Here is a 20887-nt window from a genome sequence, read left to right on the forward strand (position 1 = left end):
TATAGTTGGCTGAGAGCCAGTCAACGCAGGAGTAAGCATGTCCCCGCGCAGCCAATCGGTCAATGAGGAGTTGCGGCGACGTTCCCGCGAGCGGCTCCTGCAGGCCACAGTGGATCTTGTCAGCGAGCGCGGATACGAGGCGACGACCCTGGCGGACATCGCCGACCGGGCCGGATCTGCCCGTGGTCTCGTCTCGTACTACTTCCCGGGCAAGCGTCATCTGCTGCAGTCCGCCGTGCACCGGCTCATGCACAGCACGCTCACCGCCGCCGTCGAGCGCGCGCCGCGCACCGGGGACGGGCGGGAGCTGCTGGCACGGGCCATCGATGCAATCCTGGGGCTGGCCACCGATCACCCCGTACTGATGCGCACCCATATGGCCGGGATCCTGCAGGAGCAGGGGTTCGTGCAGTGCCCGGAGCAGCAGCGGCTCGCCCAGGTCCTGCACTCGACCATGGAACGGTACGGATCGCCCGATCCCGACGCCGACTATCCGCTGCTGCGCGCCCTGCTCATGGGCGCCGTCTTCGCCCAGCTGCTGCCCGGGGCCCCGATGCCACCCGCGCGGCTGCGGGCCGAGCTGTTCCAGCGGTACGGGCTCGACTGGGACCTCGGAGTGCCGCCGGACAGCGAGCCACCCGGCGACACGCGCCATGAGTTCGCCGGGGATTCCTAGAAACGGTCCGGCCGCCCCCTTGCCGGGCCGGCCGGGAGCCATCTCAACTCCCCCGAATCCAAAGCCGGTTCAGGAACGCCGTGCCGCTTCCGCGTCGGCCGCCGCCAGGATCGCGTCCAGCAGACCGGGGAAGAGCGCACCCAGATCGTCCTCGCGCAGCACACTCATCTTCGCGGTGCCCCGGTAGATCTGCCGGATCACACCACACTCCCGCAGCACCCGGAAGTGGTGCGTGCTCGTCGACTTGGTCACCGGGAGCGCGAACCGCGAGCAGGCCAATTCCCCTGCGTCAGCCGCGAGTTCGCGGACAATGCGCATCCGCATCGGGTCGGCCAGCGCATGGAGCACCCCCTCCAGACAGATCTCGTCGCGCCCCGGATGGGCAAGGGCGCGGTTGCTCGCTGCAACTGTCACGACGACTCCACCTCATGGTTCCACTTCACCGACCCGGGCGATCGGCGCCGGGGCGATCAGGATCAGGATCAGCAACGAGCGGACCCGGTGACTCATTGTACGAGATCTCTCGTAGTTTGACACTCACCGTACTACGACGAGTATCGTACGAGCAGTCCCGACGCCGTTGTGAGTGGAGCCTGTCGTGAGCGCCTTGTTCGAGCCGTACACCCTGCGGTCGCTGACCGTCCCGAACCGCGTATGGATGCCCCCCATGTGCCAGTACTCGGCGGACAGTTCGGGGCCCGGCACCGGTGTCGCCAACGACTGGCACTTCTCGCACTACGCGGCCCGTGCCGCCGGTGGCACGGGCCTGGTCATCGTCGAGGCGACCGGCGTCAGCCCCGAGGCCCGCATCAGCCCGGCCGACCTCGGCATCTGGAACGACGCCCAGGTCGAGGCGTTCCGCCGGATCACCGGGTTCCTCAAGAGTCAGGGCACGGTCCCGGCAATCCAGCTGGCCCATGCCGGGCGCAAGGCGTCCGCCGACCGCCCCTGGAAGGGCGGCGGTCCGGTGGGTCCGGACCAGGGCGGATGGCAGCCGCTCGCACCCAGCGCGGTCCCCTTCGACGAGGGGCATCACGTACCGGAGGAGCTGACGACGGCTCAGATCAAGGAAATCGTCGGCCAGTTCGCGGATGCCGCCAGGCGGGCGCTGGATGCCGGATTCCAGGTCGTCGAGGTCCATGGCGCACATGGCTACCTGGTGGACGAGTTCCTGTCCCCGCACAGCAACCACCGCACCGACGAGTACGGCGGGTCCTTCGAGAACCGCACCCGTTTCGCCCTCGAAGTGGTCGACGCGGTACGGGCGGTGTGGCCGGACGAACTGCCGCTGTTCTTCCGGATCTCGGCCACCGACTGGCTGGACGAGGGCGGCTGGACGCCGGACGACACAGTGCGCCTCGCCCCCGTGCTCAAGGAGCACGGCGTGGACCTGCTGGACGTGTCGACCGGCGGCAACGCGACCCGGGTACGTATCCCGACCGGCCCCGGGTACCAGGTGCCGTTCGCCGCGCGCGTCAAGGCCGAGACCCCGCTGGCCGTCGCCGCGGTCGGCCTGATCACCGAGGTCGAACAGGCCGAGAAGATCCTGGCCAACGGCGAGGCCGACGCGGTGCTGCTCGGCCGGGAACTGCTCCGCAGCCCTTCCTGGGCCCGCCTCGCCGCCCGCGAGCTCGGCGACGAGGTGCACGTGCCGCAGCAGTACCACCGCTCCGCCTGACCTGACGAAGCAACCCTTGCCCGGTCGGACCAGGTGCCGGAGGGTGACCGCCGCTCGATTCGCGGCGGTCACCTCCCAGCGCGGCCCGGCAGGTCCGTCGGGCGACCGGCAACACCGCGAGGGCGTTCTCGCCCCCTCGATGCCGTCGGCCTTCGACGCTGTCAGCTTTCGACGAGGACGACTTCGAGCGTGCGGGGACCATGAACACCCTCGACACGGTCGAGCTCGATGTCACTGGTCGCCGACGGACCGGAGATCCAGGTCGACGGACGCCCGGGATCCAAGCGCGGGAGTGCCTGCGGTACCGACGCCACCACCTGCTCCAGAGCCCGCACCACACAGATGTGGTGGTCGGGGATGAGCGTGATGCGGCGGCGCCCCTGATCAGCACCTCCGTCCAGGACGATCGTGCCGGTCTCCGCGATCGCCACCGCGCAGCCGGTGACCACGCTGTCCACCGCGTCCAGTTCCTGCGCCGTCGCCGTCGGCGTGTCCTCGACCTTCCGGACACCGGTCGCTCCTGCCAGCCATTGCGGGGGAAGCCCTGCCGGTGCCAGGACGGTCCGTGAGCCGCGCTCGTCCAGCAGTCGCGCCAACAGGCCCGGAAGGCCGTCCGCCCGGGTGCGGTGGACGATCGCGCGGTAGTCGGCGAGGTTCTCGTGGAGGAGATCGAGGACGATCGCCGGATCGTCGGCGGTATGCGTGCTCAGATAGTCACGCGAGATCTCAGGAGCCTGCGGAGCACCGGCAAGAGCAGTACGGACACGGGCGAGAATACGGTCACGGGACGTCATGCGCGGTTCTTCTTCCACCAGTCACGGAACGGTTCGGCCGGCAACTGCGGCAGGTCACGGCTCTGACCCCACTGCCGCCCACCAGGCCCCGGCAATTTCTTCGGATGCCCCTTCCGCGTCTTCGACGCCAACCGCTCCCCCGCACCCAGCGCTCCGGGATGGTTCAACACCCAGCCCGCCGCCTTCATCGCTGCCTTCTCCAGCCGATGCCCCTTGCCCCCCTGTTCCACGACCCGCTCCCGCAGATGCACCAGCACCTCCGGAATGTCGATCGCCACCGGACACACCTCGTAACACGCACCGCACAACGACGAAGCGAACGGCAGCGAAGCGTCGACCTCACTCCGGATCCCCCGCAGCTGAGGACTCAGAATCGCTCCGATCGGCCCCGGGTACACCGAGCCGTACGCATGACCGCCCGCCCGCTCATACACCGGACAGACATTCAGGCACGCCGAACACCGGATGCACCGCAACGCCTGACGCCCCACCTCGTCCCCCAGCGTCGCCGTGCGCCCGTTGTCCAGCAACACCAGATGGAACGTCTCCGGACCGTCCCCGTCCGTCACCCCCGTCCACATCGACGTGTACGGATTCATCCGCTCCGCCGTCGACGAACGTGGCAGCGTCTGCAGAAACACCTCCAGATCCCGCCACGACGGCACCACCTTCTCGATCCCCACCACCGAGATCAACGTCTCGGGCAGGGTCAGGCACATCCGCCCGTTGCCCTCCGACTCCACCACCACCAGCGTCCCCGTCTCCGCGACCATGAAGTTCGCCCCGGAGATCCCCACCTTCGCCCGCAGGAACTTCTCCCGCAGATGAACCCGCGCCGCCTCGGCCAACTCCGCGGGCGAATCCGTCAGACCCTCCGGTGCCGGACGCCCCCACTCACTCATCGTCCGCACGAAGATCTCCCGGATCTCCTCCCGATTCCGGTGAATCGCCGGAACGAGAATGTGCGAGGGCCGGTCCTCGCCCAACTGCACGATCAACTCGGCCAGATCCGTCTCGAACGCAGCGATCCCCGCCGCCTCCAACGCCTCGTTCAGGCCGATCTCCTGCGTCGCCATCGACTTGACCTTGACGACCTCACGCTCACCGGTCGCCCGCACCAGATCCACCACGATCCGGTTCGCCTCATCGGCATCGGACGCCCAGTGCACCACCCCGCCGGCCGCCGTCACCGCGGCCTCCAACTCCACCAAATACCCGTCCAGACCACGCAGCGTCCGGTCCTTGATCTCCTTTCCCGCCTCCCGCAACGCACCCCAGTCCGCCAGCTCCCCGACCGCGACAGCCCGCTTGTCGCGAATCGTGTGCGTCGCCCGGCGGAGATTCCCCCGCAGCCTCTCGTCGGTCACCGCTACCCCGGCGGCCACCGGGAACGACGGCATCCCCACAAACGTCCCGCTCATACCCAAGGCTCCTCTTCGGTCGACGCAAGAATTTCCGCGAGATGCAGGGGGTGCACCTCGGAACCCTGGCGTGACAGTGTCCCGCCGATGTGCATCAGGCAGGAGTTGTCGACGGTGCAGACCGCGGCGGCTCCGGTCCCGGTGATCGCACGGACCTTGTCCTCACCCATCGCCGAGGAGACCGCGGCGTTCTTCACCGCGAACGTCCCACCGAAACCACAGCATTCCTCCGCCCCCGGCAACTCCCGCAGCTCCAGCCCCCGCACCGCCTCCAGCAGCCGCCTCGGCCGGTCGCCCAGGCCCAGCATCCGCAGTCCATGACAGGTCGGGTGGTAAGTGACGCTGTGCGGGAAGTACGCACCGACATCCGTCACCCCCAGCACATCCACCAGGAACTCGGTGAGTTCATAGGTCTTCGGCACGGAGCGGGCCGCAGCAGTGGCGAGGCCGCTGCCGCGCCCCTCCGCCGCCGCCTTCCTGCCGATCCGCGGATAGTTGTCGCGCACCATCGCCGCGCACGAGCCGGACGGGGTGACCACGTAGTCGTAGTCGGCGAAGGCCATGTCGTACCGCCGGACCAGCGGCTCGGTCTCACGACGGTAGCCGGTGTTGTACTGCGGCTGCCCGCAGCACGTCTGCGCGGCCGGGAAGGCGACCTCCACCCCCAGCCGTTCCAGAAGTGTCACCACGGCACGGCCGGTTCGTGGGTACAGCGCATCGTTCACACAGGTCACGAAGAGTGCTACCCGCACAGTTCCTTCTCGGGGTCACGCACGGCCGGAGCCGCGGCAGGGGGTCGGGCGACGGTCGGTACGGAGGTGGGCACGTCGTCCTTGCGCCACCGCTCCGCCTACTCCGGGGCGCACCGCGGGGACTGACGTCGCGGAGTCGTCCATGCCATCTCCAGAGCGTTCGGATGTTTCCTATAGGAAGCACAGGACCTCCGGAGGGTAGCCCTGCCGACCGGTCGCGCGTCAACCCTTCTCGCTCGATTTTCTGGGTACGGAGGAGACTTCTGCAGGTGGGGGGTTCTCCCTGTTCCGCTTTTCCTATAGGTTCCATCCGAGTGACATCCGATCTATTGAGGAGGCTGCCGTATGCAGCTCATGCGACTGGGAGAGCTGGGCAGCGAACGCCCCGCCGTGCGGGAAGCCGGCGTGCTCTACGACCTCGGCCCGCTGACCGCCGATATCGACGGACGCTTCCTCGCCGACGGTGGCATCTCCCGGGTGCGGGAAGCTCTGCGGGCGGGTTCACTCGCCGAGTTCCCCGAGGGTGAACAGCTGCGCGTCGGTGCCCCGGTGGCCCGGCCGTCCGCTGTCGTCTGCATAGGACAGAACTACGCGGCGCACGCGGCCGAGTCGGGCAGCGAACCGCCCACCGCGCCGATCATCTTCTTCAAGCACCCCAACACCGTGGTCGGCCCGTACGACGACGTCCTGATCCCGCCCGGCGCGAAGACCGTGGACTGGGAGGTCGAACTCGCCGTCGTCATCGGCCGTACCGCCCGCTACCTCGACTCCGCGGAGGCCGCAGCTGCGTGTGTCGCGGGCTACGCGGTCTCGCACGACGTGTCGGAACGGACGTACCAGCTCGACGAATCGGGCGGCCAGTGGTCGAAGGGGAAGTCCAGCGAGACCTTCAACCCCCTGGGCCCGTGGCTGGTACCGGCCGAGGACCTCCCCCAGGGCCCGCAGGCGCTGAATCTGCGCAGCCGTGTCAACGGCGAGCCCCGGCAGGACTCCAGCACCGCGGACATGATCTTCGGGGTCCACGAGCTCGTACGCCACCTCAGTCACTACCTGGTGCTGGAGCCCGGCGACGTCATCAACACCGGCACCCCGCAGGGCGTCGCGCTCTCCGGCCGCTTCCCGTACCTCTCGGCGGGCGACGTGGTCGAGCTCGACATCGAAGGGCTGGGATCGCAGCGCCAGACGATGCGGGACGCGGTGACGGCCTGATGCAGCGGATCGCGCAGGTGATCAGGGTGCGCCCGGAGAAGCTGGCGGAGTACCGCGAGCTGCACCGGGCGGTCCCGGAGGCCGTGCTCGCCCGGCTGCGGGCGAGTCACATCGCCAACTACTCGATCCACCTGCTCGGTGACCGGCTCTTCAGTTACTTCGAGTACCACGGGGATGACCTGACGGCGGATCTCGCGGAGATCGCGCAGGACGAGGCGACCCGCGCGTGGTGGAAGCTGACGGACCCCTGCCAGGAGCGCGTCCCCGAGGCCGGGCCCGACGACTGGTGGGCTCCGACGGAGCAGGTCTTCCTCATGGAGTAGCCGCTCGCTCCGGTGCGCGCGGCGGAGACCCGGGCTCGCACGGTACAAGTCCTATAGGATGCGGGGACGGTCCCGGCTCACGCTGCGGGGCCGTCCCCGAGGGACCAGAGGAGGCCGGATGCTGTCGGACGCGGAAGCCCCGGAGCCGCCGCGCCAGGTCCTGGCCGACAGCGTCTACGAAGCCGTCCAGACCATGGTCATGGACCACCAGATCAAACCGGGCGCTCGCGTCGGCATCGAGGCCCTCGCCCGTACGCTCCAGGTCTCCCCGACCCCGGTACGCGAAGCGCTGGCCCGGCTGGAGGCGGACGGGCTGGTCACCAAGCGCTCACTCGCGGGCTACCGGGCCACCGAACTGCTCAGCCCGCAGGGCCTGGAGGAGCTGTTCGAGATGCGGCTGCTGCTGGAGCCGAGGGCCGCGGCGCTGGCCGCGGCGAACGCGGACGACGAACAGCTGGACTGCATCGAGAGCCTGGTGGAGGAGATGCGGGACCGCCCGGGTTCCGGTGAACGGTACGCCGTCTACCGCGAGTTCGCCGCGGGCGACCAGCGCTTCCACGACGCGATCGCCCGCGCCGCGGGCCGTCCCCTGCTGGCGGACGCGGTGATGCGGCTCCACTCCCATCTGCACATCTTCCGCCTGAGCAGCATCCCCGGGGCCGCCGCCCTGACCCTCGCCGAGCACGACCGCATCCTGCGCGCCGTGCTGCGCCGCAGTCCCGAGCGGGCCGCGGAGGCGATGACGGAGCATCTGCAGCACAGCATCCAACGTCAGCGCAGCCGTCAGCAGAGTCGGCGCTGACGCCGGCGAGCGCCCGGTCCCGGGGACTCGCGCCCGGACCGGTCACCCTCTTTTCGTGGAGTCCCTGTTCGTGGACTCCACGTTCATGGAGTCCCTGTTCATGGAGTCCCTGCTCGTCGAGTCCCGGGGCGCGCCGTGCCAGGTGTTCCAGAGCGCGGCGTACGCCCCGTCGTCGGCCACGAGCTGGTCGTGGGTGCCGAGTTCGGCCAGCGCGCCGTCCGCCATGACAGCGACGCGGTCCGCGTCGTGCGCGGTGTGCAGGCGGTGCGCGATGGCGATGACCGTACGGCCTTCGAGGACGGCGGCCAGCGCGCGCTCGGTGTGCCGTGCCGTCGTCGGGTCGAGGAGGGCGGTCGCCTCGTCGAGTATCAGGGTGTGCGGGTCCGCCAGCACGACGCGGGCCAGGGCGAGTTGCTGGGCCTGGGCTCCGTCGAGCTGCTGCCCGCCCGCGCCCAGTTCGGTGGACAGCCCGTCGGGGAGGTCCGCCACCCAGTCGGCGCCCACCGCAGCGAGCGCCGCCGTCAGTTCGTCGTCGGTCGCGGAGACCGCGGCGACCAGCAGGTTGTCCCGTACCGTGCCGAGGAAGACATGATGTTCCTGGGTGACCAGGACGACCTGGCGGCGCAGTTGCTCGGGACCCAGGTCGGCCAGCGGCAGTCCACCGACCGTGACCGTGCCGGTGTGCGGGGCGTCGACACCGGCGAGGAGCCTGCCGAGGGTGGATTTCCCCGCTCCCGACGGTCCGACGACGGCCAGCCGTTCGCCGGGCCGCACCGTCAGGTCGACCCCGTGCAGGACATCGGGCCCGCTCTCGTAGGCGTAGCGGACGCCTGCCATCTCGATACGGTCGTCCGCGGGCGCACCCGTGGGCGCGGGAACGGCGACGGACGGAGCCTGGGCCAGCCCCTCCACCCTGGCGAACGCGGCTCCACTGCTCTGCAGCTGTTCCATCCACTGGAGGACGACGTCCAGCGGTGCGGCGAGCTGGCGGAGGTAGACCGCGGAGGCGACGACCGCGCCCAGTGTCACCACCCCCCGGTCGTGCAGGACACCGCCGAAGAGCAGGACAGCGATCACCGGCAGTACGTGTGAGACGTCCACCGACGGGAACAGCACGCTGCGCAGCTGCAGGGTCCGCAGGCGGGTGCGCCGCCAGTTGTCGATCGCCTCGTCACAGGATTCGATGCGCCGTTGTTCCAGGCCGAGCGCCTCGACCGTGCGGGCGCCGGACGCGGTGGCGGTGAGTACTTCGGTGACGGCCGAGTAGGCGGCGCCCTCGGCGAGGTAGGCGGTCCGTGCCCGGCGCAGGTACCAGCGCCCCGCACACCAGATGCCCACCAGGCCGATCAGTCCGCAGCAGCCGAGCAGCGGGTTGACGGCGAAGACTGCGCCGAGGATGAACAGGGCCTGGACGAGGGCGGTGAAGACGTCCGGGGCGGCGTCCCGCAGGGTCGTGCCCACGTTGGCGACGTCCACGGTCCCGCGGACCGTGAGATCGCCGGTGCCCGCGCGTTCCACGACCGTGACGGGCAGGGCGAGCGCACGGTCGACGAACTGCTCGCGGACCCGCGCCGATGTCCGCTCGCCGAAGCGGTACGCGAAGTGGCCCGCGTAGCGCGTGAGCAGCAGCTCCGCCAGGGAGAAGAGCAGGATGGCGAGGGCGAGCCGGTCGACGGTGGAGACCCCGCCGCCCGCGCCGACCCGGTCGATGATGCGGCCGAGCAGCCACGGCCCGGCGAGACCGGCCGCAGCGGCCAGGGCGTTGAGCACGATGACCGCGGTGAAGGCCCGTGCGTCCTGGCGGATCAGCTGACCGGCCGCCCTGCGGACCGAGCGCTTCCCGGCGACCGGAAGCAGTCGGCCGGTCATCGGACGGCCGCCTTCGGCTCCGGCCCGTGGGTGTCCGTACCTCGCGCACCGTCCATGCCCTCGCCCTCTCCGTCCTCCGTGGTGCCCTCCTCTTCGGGGGCCTCCTCGCCCGTACTTTCGGGGGCCTCCTCGCCCGTACTGCGGACGACCAGGGCCCGGTAGCCGGGCTCGTCGCGCAGCAGCTCGAAATGGCCGCCGACGGCGGCCGTCACCCCGTCGACCAGGTAGTAGACGGTGTCCGCCCTTTCCAGCAGCAGGGGCGACGTGGTGGTGACCAGCGTCGTACCGCCGGCACGTGCCGCCTTGAGCCGGGCCGCGACGGCGGCCTCGGTGTGTGCGTCGACCGCCGATGTGGGCTCGGCGGCAAGCAGCACTTCGGGATCGGCCAGCAGGGCCCTGACCAGCCGGATCCTCTGGCGCTGGCCGCCCGAGAGGTTGCGGCCCTGCGCGTCGAGCGGTGTGGCGAGTCCGTCGGGCAGCCCGTTGACGATGTCCTGGGCCACCGCCGTGTGCAGTGCGTGGGTGATCGCGTCGTCGTCCCGGTCCGTCTTGCCCTCGACGGCCTGCCGGAGGGTGGCCGCGAACAGGTCGGACTCGTTGTCGGCGACCAGGATCCGCGCACGCACCTGGGCGAGCGGTACCGCGTCGAGCCGTACGTCGCCCCAGGTGGCGTCCGATCCGGTGAACCGGCCGAGGCGGTCGATCACTTCGGCGCTCTCGGCGGGGCGCGCGCCGACCAGCGCGGTCAGCAGACCCGGCGCCACCTCGACCCCCGACACCGGATCGCGCAGTACGGAGGGCCGGCTCGGTGCGTCCACGGGGGACGGGCCCGTTGCCGCTCCGGGTTCCAGGTTCAGGAATCGCACCACGCGCCGGGCGGCCACCAGCCCCCGGCTGATTCCGTAGCCACCCTCGATGAAGTAAGCCACCGGTACCACGAGGACCGCCACGTAGCCGTACACGGCCACCAGTTGCCCGGCCGTGATGGTCCCCTCGACGGCCAGCCGGGCCGCCAGCCAGGTGACGGCGGCAAGGAACAGCGCGGGGAGTCCCACCGCGAGGGCCTGGATCCAGCTGGTCACCGCGCCGACCCGGTAGCCCTCCGCGCGGAGTGCCTGTGAGCCGCGCCGGTACCGGTCGGCGTACAGCCCTTTTCCGCCGAGGCCGCCGAGGACCCGCAGCCCGCCCACCAGGTCGGCGAGGCGGGCCGCGAGCTCTCCCTGCCGCTCGCGGTAGGTGGTCTCGACGCCCTGGAGGCGTCCGAGCAGGGGGCCGACCAGCACCGCGAGCACCGGCACGCCGAGCAGCAGCACGATCATGATCAGCGGGGACACGGTGAACAGCAGCCCTGCCACCACGCAGTAGGCGACGACCGCTCCGATGCCCGGACCGGTGACCGTGAGGGTCTCGCTGATCCGTGCCACGTCGCTGCCGCCGATGGTGGCGACCTCTCCGGCCGTGACCCGGCGCGGCAGAACCGCGCCGAGCCGGGTCGAGTGCCGGACCACGACCTGGACGGTACGGAAGGCCGCGTCCATCCGGACCTTGGTCATCGTGCGGTGCCGCATGATGCTGAGCCAGGCGTTCAGCACGCCGACGCCCAGCAGTGCGGCGGCCCAGCCGAGCAGCGCACCGGAATGTCCGGGCTGGAGTCCGTCGTCGATCGCCCGTTGGAGCAGATAGGGCGGCAAGGTGAGACCGACCGTCGCCGTAGTGCCCAGGAGGGCGCCTGTCGCGATCCTGCGGGGCTGGCTGGTGATCAGCCACCACAGGTACCGCCCGGCGCTCCGACTGTCCGGGGTTCCCGGATTCCGCTGCGTCGCTGCCATGATCATGACCCTACTGGGGGCCTCAACTGCCCTACGAGGACGGGTCGGTGCGGCACGGCACCGGGGCGAATCCGGCTTCCGGCACCGTCCGCCGGGGCGGGCGGGGCGGGTCACGGGTCACAGGACGGACCGCTCCCGGAGGTCACTGTCAGTGGCGGGAGGCACACTGACAGGTATCCGTGACAAGGACGTCCTGGAGGTATTGATCATGACCGAGGTACTCCTGACCGTAGGCACGCGCAAGGGCCTCTTCATCGGCCGCAGAACCGGTCCGGGAACCGGTCCGGGAACCGGTCCGGGAAAGGCCGGATCCTGGGAGTTCGAAGGGCCGTACTTCAACTCGCAGGCCGTGTACTCGATCGCCATCGACACGCGCCGTGACACGCCGAGACTCCTGGTCGGCGGGGACAGCGCGCACTGGGGCCCGTCGGTGTTCCACTCGGACGACCTCGGGGCGAGCTGGAGCGAGGCGAAGAAGCCGGCGGTCACGTTCCCGAAGGACACCGGGGCTTCGTTGGAGCGGGTGTGGCAGCTGCACCCGGCGGGCCCCGCAGCGCCCGATGTGGTCTACGCGGGGACGGAACCGGCCGCGCTGTTCCGGTCGGAGGACCGGGGCGAGACGTTCGAGCTGGTGCGCCCCCTGTGGGAGCACCCGACCCGGTCGAAATGGGTACCCGGCGGCGGGGGCGAGGCGGTGCACACGGTCGTCACCGACCGGCGGAGCGCCGACGCGGTGACTGTCGCGGTCTCCACGGCCGGGGTGTTCCGCTCCCTGGACGGCGGTGCGGACTGGGAGCCGTCCAACAAGGGGGTGTCGGCGGTCTTCCTGCCGGATCCCGACCCGGAGTTCGGTCAGTGCGTCCACAAGATCGCGCAGGACGCCGGGGACCCGGACCGGCTGTATCTGCAGAACCACTGGGGCGTCTACCGCAGCGACGACGCGGGCGCCAGCTGGAAGGACATCGGCGCGGGCCTGCCGTCCACCTTCGGCTTCGCGGTCGCCGCCCATCCGCACCGCGCGGACACGGCGTACGTCTTCCCCATCACCGCCGACTCGGACCGGGTCCCCGCGGACCACAAGTGCCGTGTCTACCGGACGAGTGACGCGGGATCGAGCTGGGAGGCGCTGTCCGCCGGACTGCCCCAGGAGGAGCATTACGGCACGGTGCTGCGCGACGCACTCACCACGGACGACGCGGATCCGGCCGGGGTCTACTTCGGCAACCGCAACGGCGAGGTGTACGCCAGTGCGGACGACGGCGACAGCTGGCAGCAGCTCGCCTCGCACCTGCCCGACGTGCTCTGCGTCAGGGCGGCGGTGATCGGCTGACCGTACCCGGCACCGTCCCGGTGCGCCGCACCAGTAGAGTGACGCCCCGTGGCAGCACGACCGTTGAATGAAATTGTCGAGGCGGGGTGGGCGCAGGCGCTCGCACCCGCAGCCGAGCGGATCACGGCGATGGGCGGCTTCCTGCGCGCCGAGATCGCCGCAGGACGCACCTACCTCCCGGCGGGGGCGAACGTGCTGCGCGCGTTCCAGCAGCCGTTCGACGAGGTACGCGTCCTGATCGTCGGCCAGGATCCCTATCCGACACCGGGTCATGCCGTGGGGCTGAGCTTCTCGGTGGCACCGGAGGTACGGCCGGTGCCCGGCAGCCTGGACAACATCTTCCGCGAACTGCACGCGGATCTGGGCCTGCCGCGTCCCTCCACGGGCGATCTGACTCCGTGGGCGGCACAGGGCGTACTGCTGCTCAACAGGGCGCTGACGACGGCGCCCCGCACACCGGCCGCGCATCGCGGCAAGGGTTGGGAGGAAGTGACCGAACAGGCCATCCGGGCGCTCGTGGCGCGGGGGAAGCCGCTGGTCTCGGTGCTGTGGGGGCGTGACGCCCGTAACCTGCGGCCCCTGCTGGGCGACCTGCCGGCGGTCGAGTCCGCGCACCCCTCACCCATGTCGGCGGACCGCGGGTTCTTCGGTTCGCGCCCGTTCAGCCGGACCAACGAACTGCTGATCCGCCAGGGCGCGCAGCCCGTCGACTGGCGGTTGCCGTGACCTGGGTGCTGGGGGTGGATTCCGGCGGTTCCGGGCTGCGGGTCGCACTCGCCGAGGCATCGGAGCACGGCAGCACCGCGCCGGTCGCCGCCCGAGAGCCACTCGCCTCGCGTGAGCCCGTACGGACCGGCGCTTCCGGGATCGAATCAGCGCACCTGCTCGGCCAGTTGCTGCCGATGGCCCGTGAACTGCTCGGCCGCGCCGGGGGTGTCGAGGTGTCGGCCGTGGCGATCGGCGCCGCCGGGATGGCGACGCTCGGTGATGACCTGCGCGCCGAACTGCCGGCCGCGCTGGAGAGTTCGCTCGGCGTCCGGCGCCTGGCCCTGGCCGCCGACGCGGTGACGGCCTATGCCGGGGCGCTGGGACAGCGGCCCGGTGCGGTGGTCGCGGCAGGCACCGGGATGATCGCGCTGGGTACCGATCTCACCGACTGGCGCAGGGCCGACGGGTGGGGCCATCTGCTCGGCGACTGCGGCGGCGGAGCCTGGATCGGCCGGGCGGGGCTGGAAGCGGCGATGCGTGCGTACGACGGACGGCGCGGCGGCTCCACGGCACTGCTGGAGCGGGCCGAGGCGGTGTTCGGTCCGGCAGCCGGTCTGCCCGGCCGGCTCTACCCCCGCTCGGACCGGCCCGCGGTCCTCGCGTCGTTCGCCCCGGAGGTGGCTCGGTGCGCCGGGGACGGTGATCCGGTGGCGCGCACGATTCTGCGGAACGCGGCCCGGCAGATCGTCGAGGCCGCCGCCGCGGTCTGCCCGCCGGAGTCGGACGGAGCCTGCGAAGTCGCCCTCACCGGTGGCCTGTTCAAGATGGGGAATGCCCTTCTCACACCCACGGGTGAAGAGTTCGCCGGGCAGTTGCCGTACACGCGGCCCGTGCCCGCGGTCGGGGACCCGTTGGCGGGGGCCCTGCTCATCGCTTCCGCACTCGCCACGGAAAGTCTGCGACTGCCGCACCACCCAAAGCTCTTGCGCGTGGTGGCGGAACAGGATAAGGGATCCGGTTGACCTGCAACGGATAAATGGGGACAGACGTCGCACGAAAGCACCCTCCCCGAACGGTCCGGCCTGCAAAGCCAGTAGCATGCGGCGCCATGAGCTCCCCCAATGGGCCCGCATCCGGCCTGCCCGTACGAATGCCGCGACCTCGCCAGACGGGACGGCACCGCCGCCCGGAACCCGCGGTGGCCCCTGAGGGCGCGCCCGCGCTGGTTCTCGCTGTTCCCGGCACGCCTTCCGCCGCTGTGCGCGGTCTGGCGGAAGAAGTCATCTCCATCGCCCGTTCCGAGCTGCCCGGCCTGGACGCCCGGATCGGTTACCTGGACGGCGCCGACGACGAGTTCCCCGCCCTGGAGACCGTCCTCTCCCACACCGCGACGGAGCGCGTGGCGCGCTACGAGCAGGCGAAGGCGGTCGGCCGTGAGGTCGCCGAGCCCACCGGCCCGACCGCCGTCGTGGTGCCCCTGCTGGCGGGTCCGGACGCGGCCACCGAGCGGCGCATACGGCAGGCCGTCATGGACAGCACCACGTCGGCGGAGCTGACCGAGGTGCTCGGCCCGCACCCGCTGCTCGCGGAGGGGCTGCACGTCCGCCTGTCGGAGGCCGGGCTGTCCCGCGCCGACCGGGCCAGGCTGTTCACGGTCGCCACCGCGGCCGACGGCATCATCCTGGCGACGGTCGGCGGCGAGGAGGCCGTGCAGGCCGCCGGGATCACCGGGATGCTGCTGGCCGCCCGGCTGGCCGTACCGGTGATGGCCGCCGCGCTGGACGTCGACGGTTCCATCACGTCGGTCGCCGAGCAGCTGCGTGGCTCGGGCTCGCTCCAGCTCGCGCTCGCGCCGTACCTGATCGGCCCCGAGGTGACGGAGGAGTTGCTGGACAGCGCCGCCAAGGAGGCGGGCTGCGCCGCTGCCGAGGCCCTCGGCGCCTACCCGGCGGTCGGCAAGCTGGTCCTCTCGAAGTACACGGCCGCGCTGGGCATCACCCCGCAGCAGCCGTCCCAGGGGGCTCCGGTCGGCTGACCGCGCGGGCCTCGTGATGCGCGTGTGAAGGGGCTCGCACCGGCGTTCCGGTGCGAGCCCCTTCACGCGGAGGCGGTCCACCGGCCCCGCAGTCGTCAGCCCGTCAGCCCGTCAGCCCGTCAGGCAAAGACCACGCACGAGGCGGCAGCCACCGCGACGGCCCCCGCGCGGCCGGGGATGCCCGTCGCGGCGTCGATGTCGAACCAGGTGACGTCCCCGGAGCGCTCGTTGGCCGCGTACAACCGCTGCCCCGAGGGGTCCAGGGCGAGATCGCGCGGCCACCGGCCGCCGCAGCCCACCGTGGTGATCAGAACGGGCTTCTCCCCGCTCTCGTCGAGCGCGAGGACCGAGATGCTGTCGTGTCCCCGGTTCGCCGCCCAGACGAACCGCCCGTCCGCCGCGACGACGACCGCGGAGGCATAGGTCTCCCCCTCCGTGCCCTCGGGCAGCAGCGCCGTCTCACCGACCGGCTCGAGCGTGCCGGTTCCGGCGTCCCAGCGGCAGACCGTGAGCGTCGGCTCCAGTTCGTTGACTACGTACGCGTGGGTGCCCGCGGGGTGGAAGGCCAGGTGGCGCGGTCCGCTCCCCGGCCGCAACGCGGTCTCCCCGTGCAGCCGCAGCGTGCCGGTCGCCGCGTCGAGTGCGCAGATCCGTACGGAGTCGGTGCCGAGGTCGACGCTCAGCACCCAGCGTCCGGAGGGGTCCTGCTTCACCTGGTGGGCGTGCGCGCTCTCCTGGCGCTCCGGGTGCGGACCGCTGCCCTCGTGGTGCAGTACCGACGACAGCGCGTCCAGGCCGCCGTCCTGGGCGCGGACGGGCAGCACGCTGACGCTTCCCGAGCTGTAGTTGGCCGTGACGAGACGGCCGCCCGTGAGGGCGAGATGGGTGGGGTCCGCACCGTCCACCCGCACCGCGGTCCCGATCAGCCGGGGCTGGGCGCCGGTCACGTCGAAGGCCGCCGCCGCGCCGTCGGGCGTCTCGGAGACCGCGTAGAGGACCGTGCCGTCCGGGGACGGGGCGAGGAACGAGGGGTTCGGCACGGCATCGGTCGCCCCCAGGACGGTCAGAGCCCCCGTCTCCGGGTCCAGGGAGGCGGCGACGAGGCCCGGCCCCCCACCCGACGTGAACGACCCTATGAATGCCCGCCCGGCGCCTGTCGTGCCCACGGTGCGACCCCTCTCCGCTGGTGCCCGGCCAGTACCTGGCCGGTGTCGGGGCAGACGCTAGCAGGGGGTCTAGACCTTTTTCCGACCGGCACCGGGGCAGATGCAGCTCCGCCCCGGCTGGTCGACGACCGGCCGGGGCGGAGCTGTTACGGGATCAGGAACCTCAGCCCAGGCTGGCGATGGCCTGGTTGAAGGTCGCCGACGGGCGCATGACGGCCGAGGCCTTGGCGGCGTCGGGCTGGTAGTAGCTGCCGATGTCGACGGGCGAACCCTGCACCGCGATCAGCTCGTCGACGATGGTCTGCTCCTGCTCGCCCAGCGTCTTGGCGAGCGCGGCGAACGCCTCCGCGAGCTGCGCGTCGTCGGTCTGCGCAGCCAGCTCCTGGGCCCAGTACAGCGCCAGGTAGAAGTGGCTGCCGCGGTTGTCGATGCCGCCCAGCTTGCGGCTCGGCGACTTGTCCTCGTTGAGGAACGTGCCGGTCGCGCGGTCGAGGGTGTCGGCGAGCACCTGTGCGCGCGCGTTGCCCGTCGTCTGAGCGAGGTGCTCGAAGCTGACCGCGAGGGCGAGGAACTCGCCCAGGCTGTCCCAGCGGAGGTAGTTCTCCTTGATGAGCTGCTGGACGTGCTTCGGCGCGGAGCCGCCGGCGCCGGTCTCGAACAGCCCGCCGCCGTTCATGAGCGGGACGACCGAGAGCATCTTCGCGCTCGTGCCCAGCTCAAGGATCGGGAACAGGTCGGTCAGGTAGTCACGCAGCACATTGCCGGTGACCGAGATGGTGTCCTCGCCGCGGCGGATGCGCTCCAGCGAGAACGCGATCGCGTCCTCCGGCGTCATGATCTCGATCTGCAGGCCGGTGGTGTCGTGCTCCGGGAGGTACGCCTTGACCTTCGCGATCAGGCTGGCGTCGTGCGCCCGGCTCTCGTCGAGCCAGAACACGGCCGGGACACCGGTCGCGCGGGCGCGGGTGACGGCGAGCTTGACCCAGTCCTGGATCGGCAGGTCCTTGGTCTGGCACATGCGCCAGATGTCACCGGCGCTCACCGCGTGCTCCAGCACGGCGTTGCCCTGACCGTCGACGACCCGCACCGTACCCGTGGTGGGGATCTCGAAGGTCTTGTCGTGGCTGCCGTACTCCTCGGCCTTCTGCGCCATCAGGCCGACGTTCGGGACGGAGCCCATCGTCGACGGGTCGTAGGCACCGTGCGCACGGCAGTCGTCGATGACGACCTGGTAGATACCGGCGTAGCTGCTGTCCGGGATGGTCGCGAGGGTGTCGGCCTCCTGGCCGTCCGGGCCCCACATGTGACCGGAGGTGCGGATCATCGCCGGCATGGAGGCGTCGACGATGACATCGCTCGGTACGTGCAGGTTGGTGATGCCGCGGTCGGAGTCGACCATCGCCAGCGCGGGGCCCTCGGCGAGCTCGGCCTCGAAGGACGCCTGGATCTTCGCGCCGTCGGACAGCGAGTCCAGGCCCTTGAGGATGCCGCCGAGACCGTCGTTCGGGGTCAGTCCGGCCGCCGCGAGCGCGGCACCGTGCTCGGCGAACGTCTTCGGGAAGAAGGCGCGCACCACGTGACCGAAGATGATCGGGTCGGAGACCTTCATCATCGTGGCCTTGAGGTGGACCGAGAACAGCACGCCCTCGGCCTTGGCGCGGGCGATCTGCGCCGTGAAGAACTCACGGAGCGCGGCGACCCGCATCACCGAGGCGTCGATGACCTCGCCGACCAGTACGGGCACCGACTCGCGCAGCACGGTGGTGCTGCCGTCGTCGCCCGCCAGCTCGATGCGGAGCGTGCCGGCTTCGGCGATGACCACGGACTTCTCGGTGGAGCGGAAGTCGTCGGCGTCCATGTGGGCGACGTTCGTCTTCGACTCGGCGGTCCAGGCACCCATGCGGTGCGGGTGCGCCTTCGCGTAGTTCTTGACCGAGGCGGGGGCCCGGCGGTCGGAGTTGCCCTCGCGCAGAACCGGGTTGACCGCGCTGCCCTTGACCTTGTCGTACCGGGCGCGGACGTCCTTGTCCTCGTCGGACTTCGGGTCGTCCGGGTAGTCCGGCAGCGCGTAGCCCTGCGCCTGCAGCTCGGCGATCGCGGCCTTCAGCTGCGGAATCGACGCCGAGATGTTCGGCAGCTTGATGATGTTCGCGCCGGGCGTCCTGGCCAGCTCACCGAGCTCGGCGAGTGCGTCGTCGACACGCAGGTTCTCGTCGAGACGGTCGGGAAAACTGGCGATGATGCGCCCTGCCAGGGAGATGTCACGGCTCTCCACCGTGACACCCGCCGTGGAGGCGTACGCCTGGATCACGGGCAAGAACGAATACGTCGCCAGGGCCGGGGCTTCGTCGGTATGTGTATAGATGATGGTCGAGTCAGTCACCGGGTGCTCCGCTCCACGTCTGCAACATTGCTTGACATCAAGATATCTCCTGAGCGGCCCCCTCTCGACAGGGCCCCGCGTCACCTGAGGCCGAAACGTCTTGCCGGGGCCTGGGCCTCAGGACCGGTGGCCGAAGAATTCGATCTCCGCGATGGCCAGCCGGTGGCCTTTCGCGGTGCCGTAGGCCGCGTCGGTGGTCAGCCGGGCCCGGACGATCTTCGAACCGTGTACGTCGAAGGTCTGCTGGCCCGGCTGGTCGGCAAGGGTGATCTTCTTGGTGATCTGCTTCCCCTCCCGGGTGGTCAGCAGCACAGTGATCTTCGCCGGGCGGGCCTGCTCCAGGAACTCGTCCTGTTTGGCCGAGGTGCCGGAGAAGATGATCACCTTGAGCAGCCGGACCGGCTGGTCGAAGTCGCACTCCACGAATTCGCCGGTGCCGGGGCCGACGGCTTTCGGCGCCCAGTACCGGTTGTTGAATCCGTCGAACGCGGCAGCCGCCGGGTGTCCGCGTTCGGCGCTGGAGCTGCGGTAGGCCGCGGGCGGCATCGACTCCGGGGTCCCGGTCTCGTCCTCGGCGAATCCGAACACCGCCCGCAGATGCGGCAGCGCGAACCAGACCGCACAGGCCAGCACGACGAGGGTGAGGGGCAGCGCCAGGCTGGGGCGGCGCCAGAGACGGCGGCGTGGCCTGGTCCCGGCGGTGAGCGCCTGCCGGGGACGGCGACGGAAGATCCGGCGCCACCAGGGGAGCGGGATCCCGGGTGGCGGACCGGGGTTCAGGAGCAGGGCGCAGTGGAAGCACAGCGTACGGTCCGGGCTGTTCTCGGTACGGCAGTTGGGGCAGCGGACGGTGCCGGTGACCGTGCGGGCCGGTGCGGTGGGCGCCGGGTCCGGTGCGGGGTCGGGCAGCACCTCGGGGCCCGGAACGTGCGCGTCGGGCAGGTCCCCGGGGCGGCGTGGAGCGGCCGTGACGGGTGCCGGGGGCGCCGGTACCGGGGGTACGGGCGGCTGCGGTGGCGGTACGGGCGCGGGCCCCGGGCCAGGCGGGGACGGTACAGGTACAGGTGCAGGACCCGGGCCGGGTGGGGGCAGCTGCGGAGGCGGTACAGGCGCAGGCCCCGGACCCGGCTGCTGCTGGGCTCGTACAGGCGTCGGCGACTGCGGAGGCGGGGCAGGCACGGGCCCCGGACCGGGCGCGGGCGCCGTCGTCCGGTCCCCCTCTTCCGCCTCCGGTTCCTCCCACTCCAGGAACGCCGCACACGCCACGCAGAACGCCGTCCCCGGCGCGTTCCGATGCCCACAGGCTTCACAGATCACCGTCCACCCCCCGCTTCCGGCGGCTGCGGTCCGGCGCCCTGCCCGGTACCGCCCGCGAGGATCTCCAGCTCGTACCCCACGTGCGCGGGGACCTCGGTGAGGATCAGTTCCTCCAGCCGTACCCGGTCGATCCGGTGCGGTTCCGGCACCCGGACCCGGATCGTCACCCCGGGGCGGGGGCGGCCGGGCAGTGCGGTGCCGGGGTGCGACGACCACACCGTGCCGCCGCTCTCGGAGATCTCCGGCTCGGCGCCGGTCTCCAGCCGCACCGCGTCCGCCAGCCCGCGCAGGGTCCCCCGCCTGCTGTGCCGGGACACCGCTCCGCGTACGGCCGCACGGCGCTGCGGGAGGGGGCTGTCCTCGTACGGTTCGACCGCGACCCACTGGGCCAGCCAGCCGAGGAAGTCGTCGGGGGCGCTGCGCGGATCGAGGTGGGCCGGGAGGTTGTCGATGGTGAGGAGGACGGGAGCGAGTACGTCGTCGAGCGCGGCGAGGAACCGCTGGAGGAAGTCCTGCTCCAGGTAGACGGCGGGCAGCTGGTCGATCAGCGGGTGCGGGGTCGGGAGCCCGGGAACGCCGGTGCGCGAGGACATGG

Annotated in this window: 19 protein-coding genes; 9 read left to right on the plus strand and 10 right to left on the minus strand. The window is 71.1% G+C overall.

Annotated elements, in window-relative coordinates; all coding sequences use genetic code 11:
- Positions 1 to 37: 37 nt before the first annotated feature.
- Positions 38 to 676 (plus strand): TetR/AcrR family transcriptional regulator, encoded by a 639-nt coding sequence (locus NBY69_RS11265; RefSeq protein ID WP_250300578.1) that lies wholly within the window; start codon positions 38 to 40, stop codon positions 674 to 676.
- Between the two features lie 69 nt (positions 677 to 745).
- Here NBY69_RS11265 and NBY69_RS11270 read toward each other — a convergent pair whose 3' ends face one another.
- Positions 746 to 1090, minus strand: a complete 345-nt coding sequence (locus NBY69_RS11270; protein WP_250300581.1) for a helix-turn-helix transcriptional regulator — start codon at positions 1088 to 1090, stop codon at positions 746 to 748.
- Between the two features lie 184 nt (positions 1091 to 1274).
- Here NBY69_RS11270 and NBY69_RS11275 point away from each other — a divergent pair, with 184 nt between their 5' ends.
- Positions 1275 to 2354, plus strand: a complete 1080-nt coding sequence (locus NBY69_RS11275) for an NADH:flavin oxidoreductase/NADH oxidase (protein ID WP_250300583.1) — start codon at positions 1275 to 1277, stop codon at positions 2352 to 2354.
- A gap of 161 nt (positions 2355 to 2515) precedes the next feature.
- Here NBY69_RS11275 and NBY69_RS11280 read toward each other — a convergent pair whose 3' ends face one another.
- From NBY69_RS11280 to NBY69_RS11290, 3 genes are read right to left on the minus strand one after another with little or no spacing between them, the layout of a single operon-like run.
- Positions 2516 to 3148 carry a lactate utilization protein C gene (locus tag NBY69_RS11280; protein ID WP_250300584.1) on the minus strand — a complete coding sequence of 211 codons (633 nt, stop codon included), beginning with the start codon at positions 3146 to 3148 and terminating at the stop codon, positions 2516 to 2518.
- On the minus strand, positions 3145 to 4569 hold the full coding sequence (locus tag NBY69_RS11285) for a LutB/LldF family L-lactate oxidation iron-sulfur protein (RefSeq protein ID WP_250300585.1): 1425 nt from the start codon (positions 4567 to 4569) through the stop codon (positions 3145 to 3147). Before NBY69_RS11285 ends, NBY69_RS11280 begins: the two co-directional genes overlap by 4 nt.
- Positions 4566 to 5321, minus strand: a complete 756-nt coding sequence (locus NBY69_RS11290) for a (Fe-S)-binding protein (protein ID WP_250300586.1) — start codon at positions 5319 to 5321, stop codon at positions 4566 to 4568. The genes NBY69_RS11285 and NBY69_RS11290 overlap by 4 nt, the downstream gene beginning before the upstream one ends.
- 345 nt (positions 5322 to 5666) lie before the next feature.
- On the opposite strand from NBY69_RS11290, the gene NBY69_RS11295 reads away from it, so the two are divergent.
- The 3 genes from NBY69_RS11295 to NBY69_RS11305 all read left to right on the plus strand — a co-directional run bounded on the left by NBY69_RS11295 (position 5667) and on the right by NBY69_RS11305 (position 7655).
- Complete coding sequence (locus NBY69_RS11295; protein ID WP_250300587.1) at positions 5667 to 6530, plus strand: fumarylacetoacetate hydrolase family protein; 864 nt, start codon at positions 5667 to 5669, stop codon at positions 6528 to 6530.
- Complete coding sequence (locus NBY69_RS11300) at positions 6530 to 6853, plus strand: L-rhamnose mutarotase (RefSeq protein ID WP_250300588.1); 324 nt, start codon at positions 6530 to 6532, stop codon at positions 6851 to 6853. The genes NBY69_RS11295 and NBY69_RS11300 overlap by 1 nt, the downstream gene beginning before the upstream one ends.
- A gap of 118 nt (positions 6854 to 6971) precedes the next feature.
- Positions 6972 to 7655 carry a GntR family transcriptional regulator gene (locus tag NBY69_RS11305; RefSeq protein WP_250300589.1) on the plus strand — a complete coding sequence of 228 codons (684 nt, stop codon included), beginning with the start codon at positions 6972 to 6974 and terminating at the stop codon, positions 7653 to 7655.
- 42 nt (positions 7656 to 7697) lie between these two features.
- On the opposite strand, the gene NBY69_RS11310 is transcribed toward NBY69_RS11305, so the two are convergent.
- Positions 7698 to 9524 (minus strand): ABC transporter ATP-binding protein, encoded by a 1827-nt coding sequence (locus NBY69_RS11310; protein WP_250300590.1) that lies wholly within the window; start codon positions 9522 to 9524, stop codon positions 7698 to 7700.
- The gene (locus NBY69_RS11315; protein WP_250300591.1) at positions 9521 to 11353 is read right to left on the minus strand and encodes an ABC transporter ATP-binding protein; all 1833 of its coding nucleotides are present in this window, start codon (positions 11351 to 11353) and stop codon (positions 9521 to 9523) included. The genes NBY69_RS11310 and NBY69_RS11315 overlap by 4 nt, the downstream gene beginning before the upstream one ends.
- Before the next feature lie 208 nt (positions 11354 to 11561).
- Here NBY69_RS11315 and NBY69_RS11320 point away from each other — a divergent pair, with 208 nt between their 5' ends.
- The 4 genes from NBY69_RS11320 to NBY69_RS11335 all read left to right on the plus strand — a co-directional run bounded on the left by NBY69_RS11320 (position 11562) and on the right by NBY69_RS11335 (position 15426).
- Positions 11562 to 12683 (plus strand): VPS10 domain-containing protein, encoded by a 1122-nt coding sequence (locus NBY69_RS11320; RefSeq protein ID WP_250300592.1) that lies wholly within the window; start codon positions 11562 to 11564, stop codon positions 12681 to 12683.
- Positions 12684 to 12731: 48 nt separating this feature from the next.
- Entirely contained in the window at positions 12732 to 13409 is a 678-nt protein-coding gene (locus NBY69_RS11325; RefSeq protein WP_250300593.1) for a uracil-DNA glycosylase, read from the plus strand.
- A complete protein-coding gene (locus tag NBY69_RS11330) occupies positions 13406 to 14413 on the plus strand; it encodes an N-acetylglucosamine kinase (RefSeq protein ID WP_250300594.1) in 1008 nt (335 codons plus the stop codon). Before NBY69_RS11325 ends, NBY69_RS11330 begins: the two co-directional genes overlap by 4 nt.
- Positions 14414 to 14499: 86 nt before the next feature.
- Entirely contained in the window at positions 14500 to 15426 is a 927-nt protein-coding gene (locus NBY69_RS11335) for a sirohydrochlorin chelatase (protein WP_250300595.1), read from the plus strand.
- A 119-nt stretch (positions 15427 to 15545) separates the two neighbouring features.
- On the opposite strand, the gene NBY69_RS11340 is transcribed toward NBY69_RS11335, so the two are convergent.
- The 4 genes from NBY69_RS11340 to NBY69_RS11355 form a co-directional block, all read right to left on the minus strand.
- A complete protein-coding gene (locus NBY69_RS11340; protein WP_250300596.1) occupies positions 15546 to 16592 on the minus strand; it encodes a lactonase family protein in 1047 nt (348 codons plus the stop codon).
- Between the two features lie 163 nt (positions 16593 to 16755).
- Positions 16756 to 18975, minus strand: coding sequence for an NADP-dependent isocitrate dehydrogenase (locus NBY69_RS11345; protein ID WP_250300597.1), 2220 nt, complete (start codon positions 18973 to 18975; stop codon positions 16756 to 16758).
- 117 nt (positions 18976 to 19092) lie between these two features.
- Positions 19093 to 19887 carry a discoidin domain-containing protein gene (locus NBY69_RS11350; RefSeq protein WP_250300865.1) on the minus strand — a complete coding sequence of 265 codons (795 nt, stop codon included), beginning with the start codon at positions 19885 to 19887 and terminating at the stop codon, positions 19093 to 19095.
- 401 nt (positions 19888 to 20288) lie between these two features.
- Positions 20289 to 20885, minus strand: a complete 597-nt coding sequence (locus tag NBY69_RS11355) for a phage tail protein (protein WP_250300598.1) — start codon at positions 20883 to 20885, stop codon at positions 20289 to 20291.
- Between the last annotated feature and the right edge of the window lie 2 nt (positions 20886 to 20887).

It is taken from the genome of Streptomyces sp. A 4/2 (genome assembly GCF_940670765.1).
Classification (GTDB): Bacteria; Actinomycetota; Actinomycetes; order Streptomycetales; family Streptomycetaceae; genus Streptomyces.